This window comes from Anabaena cylindrica UHCC 0172, assembly GCF_034931625.1.
GTDB classification, from domain to species: domain Bacteria; phylum Cyanobacteriota; class Cyanobacteriia; order Cyanobacteriales; family Nostocaceae; genus Anabaena; species Anabaena cylindrica_A.
Window position 1 is genome coordinate 14,206 of the sequence record NZ_JAYGGY010000102.1, and the last position, 13,400, is coordinate 27,605.

Below are 13,400 nucleotides of genomic sequence, written 5' to 3' on the forward strand. Positions count from 1 at the left end.
AAGATGCCCGCCCCGCAAGATGTTAAGCTAGAGAAGTATGCAATTCTGTTTTCGCAGTTTCTAATGCTTCCGGCAATTTACTCGCGTCTCTTCCCCCAGCTTGCGCGAGATTGGGTTTTCCTCCACCACCACCTCCACATATTTTAGCGATCGCACCGACGAATTTCCCAGCTTGTACACCTTTCTTATTCACTTCGGAACTGAAAGCTGCAACTATACTCACTTTCCCCGCTTCGGGAACTGAACCTAAAACCACCGCACCGTTACCGATTTTTTGCAATAATCTCTCCGCAGCGGCTTTTAATGATTCTGCGTCCACGTCTTCCATTTGGGCGATAATTATTTTATGTTCACCTACTGTTTCCGCAGTCTGTAATAAGCTGTCAGACTTGACTATAGCTATCTGTGCTTTCAGGCTTTCGATTTGTTTTTCGCTGTTGCGGAGTTCGGTTTGCAGCGTTGTGATTCTGTCTGGTATCTCTTCGGGTTTGACTTTAAAGCGATCGCACAAATCTTTCGTTACTGTATCACGAATATTCAAATAATCCAATATCGCCGCACCAGAAACCGCTTCTATTCTTCTCACCCCAGAAGCAACTCCCGCTTCAGAAATGATTTTGAAAACGCCAATTTCCGCAGTATTGCTAACGTGAGTTCCCCCGCACAATTCCATTGATACACCAGGGAAATCAATCACGCGCACTTCATCACCGTACTTTTCCCCAAACATTGCAACTGCACCTTTAGCTTTTGCTTCTGCTATAGGCATTACTTCCACTTTAGCAGAATGGGCTTCTAAAATCCAAGTATTTACTAATTCTTCAATTTGTTGAACTTCTTCAGCAGTTAAAGCGCGGGGACAGTTGAAATCAAACCGCAATCTGTCAAAAGAAACTAAAGAACCAGCTTGAGAAATTCCTTCATCAACAACTTTCTTTAAAGCAGCTTGTAATAAATGAGTTGCTGTATGATTAGCTTGAGAACGACGGCGACAAGCGGTGTCAATCTGGGCGGTAATATTGTCACCAACTCTAATTGTGCCTCTTTCAATATGTCCGAAATGAATAAAGAAATCAGATTCTTTTTTCACATCTTCAATTCTGACTAAAACACCATCACCAGAAATATATCCTTTATCTCCAATTTGTCCCCCAGATTCAGCATAAAATGGAGTTTTATCAAGAACAATTTGCACTTCTGTTCCTGCTTCTGCTGCTTCTTCGGAAACACCAGCAACTAATAAAACTTCGATTTTTGCAGTTGTTGCTGCTGCTGTATAACCAATAAATTCTGTAGAGTGAATATGTTCTGCAAGTTTATCTAAAGAACCTTGTACAGTTAAATCTATGGTTTCGTGTGCAGCTTTTGCACGTTCTACCTGTTTTTGCATTTCTGCATTGAAACCATCAACATCAACAGTGATGTTATTTTCCTCTGCAATTTCTTGGGTTAATTCTAATGGGAAACCGTAGGTATCATAGAGAGTAAAAGCACTTTCACCACTAATCGAAGTTAATCCTTTGTGTTTTACCTCTTGGATAATTTCAGCTAACAGCTTTTCTCCTCTATCTAGAGTTTTGAGGAAATTAACTTCTTCTCTTTGTAACTCGGCTTTAATAGCAGTTTCCCTTTGTCGCAAATTTGGGTAAATTGATTCCGAAAGAGAAATTGCTGTTTCCGCAACTTGATTAATAAATTCCCCAGAAATTCCTATTAATCTGCCATGTCTAACAACGCGACGAATTAAACGGCGTAAAACGTAACCTCTTCCCACATTAGAAGCGCGAATTTCATCAGCAATCATGTGAACAACAGCACGAACATGATCACCAATTACCTTTAAAGAAATTTTGGTATTTTCATCGCTTTGATGATAATCAATTTTAGCAATTTTCGCCGCAGTTTCAATAATGGGAAAAATCAAATCTGTTTCATAATTATTCGGCTTCTTTTGCAGGATTTGTGCCATTCTTTCCAAACCCATTCCCGTGTCAATATTCTTGTTTTGCAACGGGGTTAAATTTCCTGACGCATCCCGATTATATTGCATAAATACCAAGTTATAAAACTCGATAAATCGGGTATCATCTTCTAAATCAATGTTATCTTCCCCTCGTTCTGGGTGAAAATCATAATAAATTTCCGAACAAGGCCCACAAGGCCCAGTTATACCGGATACCCAGAAATTATCATCTGCACCCATGCGCTTGATACGTTTTTCTGTAACACCAATTGTATCGCGCCAGATTGTAAAAGCTTCGTCGTCGTCTTCAAAGACACTAACAACCAGATTTTGAGGAGAGAAACCAAAAACCTGAGTTGATAATTCCCAACCCCATGCGATCGCCTGTGGTTTAAAATAATCACCAAAGCTAAAATTCCCCAACATCTCAAAAAATGTATGGTGGCGCTGAGTTCGTCCCACATTCTCGATATCATTGGTACGAATACACTTTTGCGATGTCGTAGCGCGTTTAAATTCCGGTGTCCGCTGTCCCAGGAAAATCGGTTTAAATGGTAACATACCTGCAATAGTCAGCAGCACCGTCGGATCTTCTGGTACAAGGGAAGCACTGGGAAGCGGTTGGTGTCCCCGTTGGGTGTAGAAGTCGAGGAATAATTGACGAATATCGTTACCGCTAAGATACTGGGGAGTTGAAGACATGAGTTTTTAAGAAATCAAATTTAATTATTTTGGGAAAGTCTGCAAAAAGCATCATTACTATTTATAACTTATGACAGGAAATAAGAAATATAGTAAGGTTTCAGTATCTTTCGTCAAAGTTTCTCATTGCTGATTGGTATCAAATTAACATCAATTGATATACCTTGATAATATTTCTGTTGAAAAAATGCCTAAAAAAATCAGAGAATTAAAAAATTTACTTAAAAAATCCGGGTTTATTTACCGTTCAGCAAAAGGAAGTCATACCCGTTGGTGTCATCCTTTATTACCAGGAGATCCTATTACCATATCTGGTAAATATGGAGATGATGCTAAACTATATATAGAATAAAGAAGTTAAAGAAAAATTAGCTAAATTAAAATCAATTCAAGGGGAGGAGTCAGAAGAATGAATTTACCTTATACTATCATTATTCAGTGGAGTAGTGAAGATAAATGTTATTTAGTTCATTTACCTGAATTTCCTACTCAAAAATACCATACTCATGGTGATACTTATGAAGAAGCTGTTAAAAATGCTCAGGAAGTGATAGCAATGCTAATTGCTGAATATCAAGAAGATGGCAAACCTTTACCTTTAGCTAAATCTTTAGAACAATTGATTAATGTCGCTTAATTGATTTATGCAAGCAAAACTTTTAGATAAACTTTCCTCTTCTGATGCTGCAACCATCTTAGAATGCTTACCTGAAAAAATTCAAACTGCCTTAATTGCCCGTGCAACTGAAATCGAGTATCCGGTTGAGGCCGTTATTGAAATGGCAATTGCTAGTTTCCTGGATACAGAAGCATTAGGTTTTGCAGATTGCAAACCAGGACGTGGACAATAAATCTAATCTCAATCAGGTTTAACACCAAGCGATCCTAGTGGAACAATTAATCTTACAGTTTTTTCTCTATTTATTGAGAATGTAAGAAATCAACTCTTCCTAATCATGAATTGATCCATCAGGCATTATAGCTCTTTCAAGTACGGCTTCTTTAAGAATGGCTTCTTCTAAGTGAGCTTTTGTGAGGTCTACGCCTGCAAGTATAGTTCCTATGAGTTTAGCTTCTAAGAGTATGACTTTTTTAAGATTAGCTCCTGTGAGGAATGCTTCTGTGAGGTTGGCTCTTGTGAGAATAGCTTCTTCAAGGTTTGCTCCTACGAGGATAGCTTTTTTGAAGTTGACACCTCCAAGGATGGCTCTTTTTAAGTTAGCTCCTGTCAGGTTAGCTTTGCTGATATTAACATTACTTAAATTAAGTCTCTTATCTGGTGGATCTGGGTGTTCACGTCGTCCAATTACAGTGAGACATTCTTGAATATCAAGCCGAAGTTTTGGTAATTCTTCCACTTCTTCCTTAATAAGTGCATTCTCACGCACAAAAGCTGTAAGAACTTCCATAATTGTCCATTGGTCTTTTTTTGAATCTTTAGCAATTCGTTCTAAGGTATAAATCGCTCCTAGTCTGACTTCAATTTTATCACTGGCAAGTTGTTCTATTGCTTTTGCAAAGCGTTCTGTAATTTGCTTATCTTCTGATATCTTTAAGTTTTCACGTGCAATTTCAACATTTTTATTTGCAGCTTTAGCACTTTCTTCCATAGCGGCTGCACGTTTAGCGGCAAAGAAAGCATTAATAAATACTGCAATTCCTCCAAAAACTGTACCAATAGATGTTAAAGCTTTAGTTCCATAGTCATACTTTTCTTTTAAAGTCCAGGTTTCAATATTTAAAACTCCTAAAAATATACCACCCACAAATAAAAGAAATATTACCGCAATAGCTAATAACCAATTTCCTAGAGTACCTATATTATTATCCTTATCTTGCTGTTTCATGAATTTTTCATACCAGTCTAAATAATTAGAACATACTCACTAACCAATAGCTTTTTGACAATCCTCAACTGAAACCCTGTTTCTCATCGCTGCTACTAAAGCTTGATAACCTTCCCAATTTTCTTGAATCAAATTTTTAGCTTGCAGTAAATGAAAACGCTGCTTTTGTTCAAATACCGTATCCGCAAAACCCAAAGCTTGTAAAAATTGGTTTAACTTGGCTTTATCATCATCACCACCCTCAGCAGAGTTAAAAACCAAATTTTCTGCGGCAATTCCTGCCATCCAAATATTACAATAGCGATCGCACATTGAGACTGTAATCTTACCCTTTTCCAATTGTTTCGAGATTTCGCTATCCTCCAAAATTACCCCACCTTGTCCCGGTTGTCCTAGTTTCCAAGCTTCCCACGCGCTGAGAGTGTAGCCAGTTACAGGAATCCCCAACAGGTGAGCTACGAGAAAATGACCTGCTTCGTGATGTATAATTCGTTCTTTATATTCTGGTGAAAATCGCGCTAACCAATCTAATAATACTGTCCCTCCCTTCCCCTGAAAGCTGAAATTGTCCAAAGTTGCAATACCCAAAAACGCCACAGTAACTAAAGCTGGTATTGTCGGTGACAGGTGTACCAAAGGTCCTAACAGGGTTGAGAGAGTAATGAGAAAGACAGATATCGCAATTAGATTTATCGCAGTTTGGCGCATAGAGTGTATTTAAAGTAAAGTTTAATACTTTATTGATTATGAATCGTTTTTTTGACAGCAAATGCCAATAATACTTTTTCTATTATAAAGCCCATGCACACTTCATAATAACCCTCATTTACAAAAAGCAATTATCAGATCAACACCATAAATTACTTTATTTGCTGAATTTTTTTATTTGCCAATGTTAATAGTCGCTGTGCTTCTGTGTAGGTAGTCGTTCCTGGTTTAATAGTATTGAGACGAGTTATTATTCCCTGAATTTCAGATTTCATTTCATTTTTATCAGTTGGTGGAGAAGCAATCAACTTTTGAATTTCGCTGTTAGTCTGGTTGAGAATTTCCTGGGAATTATTTTCAATTTGGCGACGATTTTCGATAATTCCCAAGTTAGTTTGATACTGTGCTAATAATCTTTGTGCTTCCACATAGCTTGGTTCTTGCACTCGAATATTTTCTAATTGGTTAATTGCTTTTTCCCATAAATTACCAATTTGTTGCCACTCAAGCGCAGAATGGGGAGGATTTTGGGCAGCTTTCGCAGCCGCTAAAGCAAACTGCTTTGCACCTTCAATATATGTACCACTACTCGTATCACTCACAACTTTTTGCTTAACTTGATATGCAGCAATTAATTTCTGCGCGTCTAAATAACGAGGATTATCATTGGGAACTTGTTCGAGTCGGTTAATTGCTTGTAGCCATAATTCTGATGCAGTTTGAGATTTTGTTGATTGTATTTTTTGTGCTTCTAAATCAAATTCTTGAGCAGCTGCAATAAAATTACCAACCCGCGCATTTTGAAAATCACGTTTATAGGCTATGAGTTGAGTTTGTGCAGTCTTACCTGCTAGAGTTTGTCGAGAAATTTCCTCTAGTTGATCCATAGCTGTTTGCCAAGAAGCTATTGCTTTCTCTCGATCTTTTGTATTTGTAGCTTGTTCATATTGCTGCTTGGCATCTGATAAAGCTTTTCTGGCATCATTCAAGGGAATTAAAGCATTTTTGTCTTGGAAAACTACAGCATCTAATCGCGCTACCCGTTGTCGTGCTTGCTCAAATTCATCTAAAGTAAACTGCCAACTACAACTGAACAGACTACAATAACGTTGAGGATAGTAACCCAAAAACCAAACGGGTAGATATTCCAAGTGTTTTTTTGCTGCTTTGACTTTTTCCCCACCTAGTTCAATATCTGCACTACTAGTGGCTCGACTAATTAACTGATCTGCTTGTTCTAAGGAATCAATAGCACCTCGATAATGATGATCCATACTCATAAAGCTAGGTAATAACAATAGGGGTGCTACCTGTGCCACAGGTTTGCGAATCATGGGGTATGGTAAATTTACAAGCCATAATACCCCAGCACTACCTGCTATGAGAATAGCCGCAAATTTGATTTTGCCAAACATATTTATAACCAATATCTACTAAATATAGTATTCCCATCTGTAGCTGAAAATTATACATATATTCTCAAATCAACCCTTTTTGGTGACAACAGGTAAGAGAAAGTTTTGCTACTATAAATAAGGTGATGTAATAAATCAGATAATATCTAAAATGTCAATAGCTTTAATTACAGGTGCATCTGGCGGAATTGGCAAAGCTTTTGCAGAAGAATTAGCCGCACGCAAAACTAATCTTGTTCTTGTTGCTCGTTCCATAGAAAAACTGAACCAAATAGCTACACAATTAGAACAGAAATACCAAATACAAGTAGAAGTTGTCGCTAAAGACTTGACCGAACCTAATGCTACTAATGATGTATTTGATGCTATAAAAAACAAGGGATTAACAATTGATTTGTTAATCAATAATGCTGGTTTTGGCGATTATGGCGATTTTGCCGAACGGGAAGGAGAACGGCAATTAAATATGATTCAATTGAATATTATGGCATTAGTAGATTTAACCCACAAATTTCTACCTTTAATGCGACAAAGACGTTCTGGTAGCATAATTAATGTTTCCTCAATTGCCGGATTTCAACCAATGCCTTATCTTTCTGTTTATGCGGCAACTAAGGCTTTTGTTCTCAGTTTTAGTGAAGCATTGTGGGCAGAAAATCGTGATTATGGTGTCCACGTCTTGGTAGTTTGCCCAGGTCCAACAGAAACAGACTTTTTCACAGAAGCTAAGTTTCCTCAATCTTTAACAGGTTCAAACAATAAAATAGCGACTCCTGAAGAAGTTGTGCGTGATGCTTTGCAAGCTTTAGAAAAAGGCGATTCTACAGTGGTTAGCGGTGGTTTAGCAAATCAATTAATCGTCAATATGCACAGATTTTTGCCACGCGAATCATTGGTAAATATAGTGGCAAAACAGTTTAAAAATAATGGGTAATTGGTGATTGGTGATTGGTGATTGGTGATTGGTGATTGGTGATTGGATGCAGAAATAAATATATTACTTCCCTTGTTTCTTCATCTTCTTCTGTTCTCTGTTCCCTGTTCCCTGTTCCTACATATACCTAGTCAATTGCATTCGGTAACGGTCTTTTTTAGTAACGGCGATTTCGCCAACTTCTAAACGTCCTTTACCGCGAATGGCAATTAAATCGCCTGATTTAAGTTGAAAACTGGCTTGGGTGACTTCTTTCCAATTGACACGAACATCATTAGAGTCAATTAAATCCACCATTTTGCTGCGGGACATTCCAAAACCGGCGGATGCGATCGCATCCAAACGCAAAGAAGCCTCCACAGTGGTTAATTCTTTTTTCTTCGGTTCCCGGATTTTTAACTCGTTGATATCAATTCGCTGGGTTTTCACAGGGACTGAACGCACCTGCTGGAGACTCATTTCCAAAAATTCTGTCAATTCAGGGACGACTATTACTTGCGCCCCTCTTTCTCCCAAAACGATGATATCTCCTGTCTTTTCGCGGACAATTCCCGTCCCCAACATCGCACCTAGAAAGTCTCGGTGATTGGCAGTATCAAATAGGAAATTACCCGCAATTTCTAAAACAGCGATCGCAACTTGAGATTGATCTAAGGGTAACTCAGAACGTGCGATCGCAATTCTTTGACGTTCCGCTTGGGGATATCCACCCCACGCCACTAAATGTACCTCTGTTAATCGGCTAAATACCCGTTGAATTTCTGCCAACTCTGGCGGAGACAAAAAATCAGTATAAACTACTTCCCAGGTCTTAATAGCTTGCTCTGCCTGGTCAATCACACGAGCTATACTATCCCGGTTTTCGACACTTTTTAAAAGTTCTTCTCTAGGTAACATTATGAAAAATAGGAGTTCAGGAGTTCAGGAGTTCAGGAGTTTTTGAATTGCTTTTTTTCCAATTACCAATTACCAATTACCAATTACCAAACGTTAGTTTGTTTCTGCATAACCTTGGAGATTTTCTGGCTCAAACTGGCGTAATATGCGAGTAGCTTGGCGAGTCAAAGTTTCTGAACCTTGAACTACGATTATGTATTTGCCAGCGTTTAAGCGGTTGCGGTAGGGTAAAGCATCTCCACCACCGGCAACTAAACCAACTCCACCACCAACAAATACGCTACCCATCCCACCAGCACCAGCACCCAATAAACCACCAACGACATGATTCCCAATTTCTCCAGCCCAAGCAAAGGTATCTAACCCAGTGATTAAACTGAAGGTAAAGCCAGCAAAAAAGCCAAATGGTACTAACCAGAATGACATTAGTTTTGCTTGTTTTTGCGCTTGCTCTTTGGGGTCAATTAAGCCAAACTCGTCAGCGGTTTTGTATCCTCTACCTAGGATAGTACTATTTATGCCTTCTCTTTCTAAGCCTAAGTAAGCAGATTCAGCTTGGATGCGGTCTGCTAATACGGCAACAAGGTAATTCATTGATTTTAAAACGGTTATTTTGCAGAAGTTTGCCTTAATTACCAGCGTATCAGCACCAATGTTATTTTAACGAATCTAGTGGCGCACAAAAATTATTTACGCCTTGCTGAATAATATATAGCAAAACTGGGGTTGCCAAAATTTTCGGAAATGAAGGGATTGTTTTTAAATGTGCCATCATTTCTAAAATTGAGCCATTCAATAAGTCATTTCGATATTCTTGTTCACAAATGACTGCACGCCATTTTTTTGCTAAAGCCTCTAACCACTCGGTATTTGTTTGTTCTGGTTCTTGTCCAGCCCGAATTGCTAGGGTCATGGCTGCATCTTCTAAGTCCCCTTCACAGTCCTCAATTAAGTCTAACGCTTCCATAGCCTGGGGATCATCTACTAATTGAGAGCGAAACTGGGCGATTTCTTTTGATGTTACTTTAGTCATAGGAAGAAGGAGTTCAGGAGTCAGGGGGCAGAGGGCAGGGGGCAGGGGGCAGGGGGCAGGGAGCAGGGGGGAACTTTTCCCTATTTTCTATCTCCCTTATCTCCGCATTTTTCCATTTTTCCACTTAACGGGTGACAAATATAACCTTTTTAACTAAAAAGCCTCATTTTGCAGTTTATTTACTGTCAATGAGGCTTTTTGTTGCTTTTAACAGGAATTTAACCAATTACCTGTTACCAGCCTGAATTAGATGACGAATAAATTGGATTACTGATTAAAAGCTCTGGAGGTAACATAGCGTTGTAGCTCAGTCAGAGCGCGGTTGTAATCCAAAATTGCTCGAATCCGATTACCTTCGGATCTGGTGAGGTCATTTTCTGAGTTAATGACATCAGTTTGAGTACCTACACCTGCTTGGAATCGCAAACGGGCTAACCTGAGAGCCTCTTTAGCTTGTTCTAGAGCCACATTAGCAGTCTGCACATTCTCTAGATTAGATCGCTGGGTAGAATAGGCTTGTTCTACTTGAAAGCGAATTTGATTGCGTTGTTCAGAAAATTGAGTTTCTGCGATCGCTATGTTAGATTTTGCCTGAGATGCTCTAGCTTTTGCTGCTCCCCCATCGTATAAATTTAGGGTTGCTTGCACGCCCACTGAATAACCATCGCTAACGCTGGTACTATCATTAAAAACATCTAACAGGTCATAGCTGGCAACTAAACTAATCTGTGGTCCCAAAGTAGCCAAAGCTTGTTTTCTTTGTTGCTCGCTAATTTGACGCTGTGCTAATTGCTGTTGTAGTTCAGGACGGTTTTGATAAGCCAGAACAATACTCTTTTCCAGGGTTTCGTTCCACAAACCAGCCAATTGCACAGGATCAGCCGCGCTGATATTTACTGACTGGGGAATATTTAAGCGAGTTGCTAATCGACGACGGGCAATTTGTTGCTGGGAAACAGCATTTGTCAGGTCTTGTTGAGCATTAGCTAAATTTACCTGCGATCGCAACACATCGAACCGAGTCCCCACACCAGCCCGCTCTAGAGCATTCGCATCTCGCAAACTAGCCTCAGCATTCTGGACAGCTGATTGAGAAATACGTACTTGTTCATCGGCTTGTTGCAAATCATAGTATTCTCTAGCCACATTCAAGCGAATGTCCTCAACTTGCCTTTCTACATCCAATTCCTGAATGCGTACCTGTTCCTCAGCTTCTCTAATCGCCGCATTCCGTCTGCCAGAGGTATAAAGGTCATATCTCAGTTGTGCTTGACCACTGAAACTAGTATCAGCGCTGGCATCTGGGGCATTTGGATTCAACTTCTGTTGTTGAGTAGCTGCCAGTGTACTAGAAGCACTACGACTATTAGCGACACTGCCACTCAATCCCACGGTTGGCAACAAAGCTGCTTGTTGTTCCCTAACAGAGCTTTGACTACGTTCCAGCTGCAATATTGATACCTGCAACTCATTATTATTGCGCTTTGCCAGTTCTAGAGCCTGTGACAAACTAATTGGCTGATTTGTCTGGAGCCTTACCTCCTCTGGTTCAGTAGGAAACAACAGAGGATTATGACTAGGATTGAGTTCTTCAGGAGTCTCTACAGAGCCTGTCGGTACAGGTGTGACAGTTTCTGTATTTTGATCTGGTGGCTCTGAAGTATTAGGCGTTCCTGATTCAGTAGGCACAGTCACCTGAGCTACCCGCTCAATAGTGGCCTTTTTTTGTGAACAGGCACTTAAGGCTAGGAGCAAAGCTGCTTGGCTTTTCTGCTCTGCCTGTAAACATTTATTTTTTGCTGGTAGTTGTGCTACTTTGCCACTAGTAGCCGTAACCGGTAAAACTGTTTTTGATATTTTTTCTACTGGTACTTTAGCATTGTTAACAACAGCCATTTCGGGAACACTATGGTTAACCAAGGGTTTCCCACCCAGGTTCCTGAAATCAAGGGCAGGTACTAAAACTGGAGAACTATCACCCGCAGTATTGGGCAGTTGCTTATTGATGTTGTCTGCGATCGCAGTTTTCACATCATTTGCAGTCAACACAGTAGGAGAAGACACCAGCTTTACTTCACCTACTTTTAAAGTACCAGCCCAAGCCGACTGAGTTGTTAATACCGCTGCTGTTACACCAGGTAAGAAACTATAAAATAATTGCTGTCCTTTCACCGCATCTCCTCACACGAAAATCTATAACTAGCGGCAGAAAACTTGTCTCCACACAGAAATATAGCACGATACTAAATGAAGCAAAGAATATAGTACTATACCGAAGTTAAGAGCAGAACTCTATTTGTCTTCAAAACGTTTGACAATGCGAGAAAGTTCCGCCTTTTCGTCTATGCTAACGCGGGTAGGCGCTCCGCTGACAATTCGTTCATAATTACGGAAAGAGTCTTTAATATTAGGCCCATCAGCAGTAATATTGTACTCGCGAATCCCCTTGTCGTGCCACGAACCCCGCATTTTGAAAACGTTAATCGCCCGCGACATTTCTCCATGAATTTCTACGTACTGCAACATGATAATTGTATCAGTAATCGTGGAAATATGAGAATCAGTAATTGAATGTGACCCCATAAACTGGTCACTTGTATTGGTAAAGAAGCCAGTAATTTCTTCTTGTTTAGCATACCCTGTCACCCCGATTACAAACTGCCGAAAAGCATTGTTGCTAACGCCTCTAGCCATTGCAGAAAGGGAATCAATGGCGATACGGGCTGGTTTAAAGTCAGCAATCTCTGATTTAATAATTTGTAAGTGATCTTCTAATCCCGTTGATTCGGGATAGGTACAAATTATTTTTAGTAACCCTTGGTCTTCTAATTCCTCAAAATCAATTCCCCAAGAATAAGCATTGCGAGACAGTTGAGCGCGGGATTCTTCGTAAGCAAATAATATTGCTCGCTCACCGCTCACACAACCATCTTGAATAAATTTGCTGACTAATAGGGTTTTACCAGTACCAGTGGCTCCTGTGGCTAAAATAATTGAATCTTTAAAGAAACCACCACCACACATCTCATCGAGGGTTTTGACTCCTGAAGATACGCGGACATTTGAAGATCGTTGTGTCAAACGCATTGCGCCTAAGGGGAAAATGTTGACTCCTGCGTTGGTGATTGTAAATGGATATTCACCCTTCATGTGAGTCGTACCGCGCAATTTGAGAATTTCCAGTGTGCGTCGGCGGCGTTCTCCTTCTAATACGTTGCGAACAATTACCACATTATCAGAGACAAATTCTTCTACACCAAAAGACGCTACAGGTCCATATTCTTCACTACGCTCAGTTGTAATTATGGTGGTGACACTTAGTTGTTTAAGACGTGCTACTAAACGAAATATTTCCCGTCGCACTACTCCCACAGCTTCATATTGCTGGAATACTGCTGTGATGGAGTCTATGGAAACACGGTTGGCTTTGTATTTGCGAATCGCATATTGTAATCGCTCAATTAAAGCCGAAAGGTCAAAATTGCCGACGATATCTTGACCTTCAGGATCAGGTGATGCGTCGAGAATAAATAGTTTTCCTTCTGAAATTAGTTTTGGTAAATTCCATCCAAAAATATGGGCGTTTTTTATGATATCGCTTGGTGATTCCTCAAAGGTTACAAATACTCCTGGTTCATCAAAGTAAGTGATACCATTATAGAGAAATTGGAGAGATAATAAAGTTTTTCCTGTACCAGAAGTACCACTGACTAAGGTTGTTCTACCAACTGGTAAACCGCCATGACTAATGTCGTCAAAGCCCTCGATCATTGTGCGAATTTTTTCTACACCCTCAATTGGTGGATTTGGTTTTTCTTTTTGCTCTTTGTCACTCATTGCTGATCACATCAGGTTATTTAAACTGTTTTTTAAAATTACTAAAGCTTTGACTATGTTCAGT

The 13,400-nt window shown here is 39.7% G+C and carries 13 protein-coding genes; 4 read left to right on the forward strand and 9 right to left on the reverse strand.

Features of this window, described 5'->3' with window-relative positions; genetic code table 11:
• Positions 1-22: 22 nt before the first annotated feature.
• Complete coding sequence (gene alaS / locus VB713_RS22870; protein ID WP_323313804.1) at positions 23-2,665, reverse strand: alanine--tRNA ligase; 2,643 nt, start codon at positions 2,663-2,665, stop codon at positions 23-25.
• A gap of 187 nt (positions 2,666-2,852) precedes the next feature.
• Here alaS and VB713_RS22875 point away from each other — a divergent pair, with 187 nt between their 5' ends.
• Genes VB713_RS22875 through VB713_RS22885 form a run of 3 tightly spaced genes read left to right on the forward strand, consistent with a single transcriptional unit; the run spans position 2,853 to position 3,516 of the window.
• Positions 2,853-3,017, forward strand: a complete 165-nt coding sequence (locus VB713_RS22875; RefSeq protein ID WP_323313805.1) for a type II toxin-antitoxin system HicA family toxin — start codon at positions 2,853-2,855, stop codon at positions 3,015-3,017.
• 57 nt (positions 3,018-3,074) lie between these two features.
• Complete coding sequence (locus tag VB713_RS22880; protein WP_323313806.1) at positions 3,075-3,302, forward strand: type II toxin-antitoxin system HicB family antitoxin; 228 nt, start codon at positions 3,075-3,077, stop codon at positions 3,300-3,302.
• Between the two features lie 7 nt (positions 3,303-3,309).
• Positions 3,310-3,516, forward strand: coding sequence for a hypothetical protein (locus VB713_RS22885; protein WP_323313807.1), 207 nt, complete (start codon positions 3,310-3,312; stop codon positions 3,514-3,516).
• Positions 3,517-3,615: 99 nt separating this feature from the next.
• On the opposite strand, the gene VB713_RS22890 is transcribed toward VB713_RS22885, so the two are convergent.
• From VB713_RS22890 to VB713_RS22900, 3 genes are all read right to left on the reverse strand, one after another.
• Entirely contained in the window at positions 3,616-4,512 is an 897-nt protein-coding gene (locus VB713_RS22890; RefSeq protein WP_323313808.1) for a pentapeptide repeat-containing protein, read from the reverse strand.
• A gap of 39 nt (positions 4,513-4,551) precedes the next feature.
• Complete coding sequence (locus VB713_RS22895; protein WP_323313809.1) at positions 4,552-5,220, reverse strand: ATP-dependent Zn protease; 669 nt, start codon at positions 5,218-5,220, stop codon at positions 4,552-4,554.
• 152 nt (positions 5,221-5,372) lie between these two features.
• Positions 5,373-6,635 carry a hypothetical protein gene (locus VB713_RS22900; protein ID WP_323313810.1) on the reverse strand — a complete coding sequence of 421 codons (1,263 nt, stop codon included), beginning with the start codon at positions 6,633-6,635 and terminating at the stop codon, positions 5,373-5,375.
• A gap of 151 nt (positions 6,636-6,786) precedes the next feature.
• Here VB713_RS22900 and VB713_RS22905 point away from each other — a divergent pair, with 151 nt between their 5' ends.
• A complete protein-coding gene (locus VB713_RS22905) occupies positions 6,787-7,569 on the forward strand; it encodes an SDR family oxidoreductase (RefSeq protein WP_323313811.1) in 783 nt (260 codons plus the stop codon).
• Between the two features lie 117 nt (positions 7,570-7,686).
• Here VB713_RS22905 and VB713_RS22910 read toward each other — a convergent pair whose 3' ends face one another.
• The 5 genes from VB713_RS22910 to kaiC all read right to left on the reverse strand — a co-directional run bounded on the left by VB713_RS22910 (position 7,687) and on the right by kaiC (position 13,336).
• Positions 7,687-8,466 (reverse strand): photosystem II S4 domain protein, encoded by a 780-nt coding sequence (locus VB713_RS22910; RefSeq protein WP_323313812.1) that lies wholly within the window; start codon positions 8,464-8,466, stop codon positions 7,687-7,689.
• A 93-nt stretch (positions 8,467-8,559) separates the two neighbouring features.
• Positions 8,560-9,060, reverse strand: a complete 501-nt coding sequence (locus VB713_RS22915; RefSeq protein ID WP_323313813.1) for a hypothetical protein — start codon at positions 9,058-9,060, stop codon at positions 8,560-8,562.
• Positions 9,061-9,121: 61 nt separating this feature from the next.
• On the reverse strand, positions 9,122-9,499 hold the full coding sequence (locus VB713_RS22920; RefSeq protein ID WP_323313814.1) for a hypothetical protein: 378 nt from the start codon (positions 9,497-9,499) through the stop codon (positions 9,122-9,124).
• Positions 9,500-9,766: 267 nt separating this feature from the next.
• Positions 9,767-11,671: a TolC family protein gene (locus VB713_RS22925; RefSeq protein ID WP_323313815.1), complete on the reverse strand. Its 1,905-nt coding sequence runs from the start codon at positions 11,669-11,671 to the stop codon at positions 9,767-9,769.
• 120 nt (positions 11,672-11,791) lie between these two features.
• Positions 11,792-13,336 (reverse strand): circadian clock protein KaiC, encoded by a 1,545-nt coding sequence (gene kaiC, locus VB713_RS22930; protein WP_323313816.1) that lies wholly within the window; start codon positions 13,334-13,336, stop codon positions 11,792-11,794.
• Between the last annotated feature and the right edge of the window lie 64 nt (positions 13,337-13,400).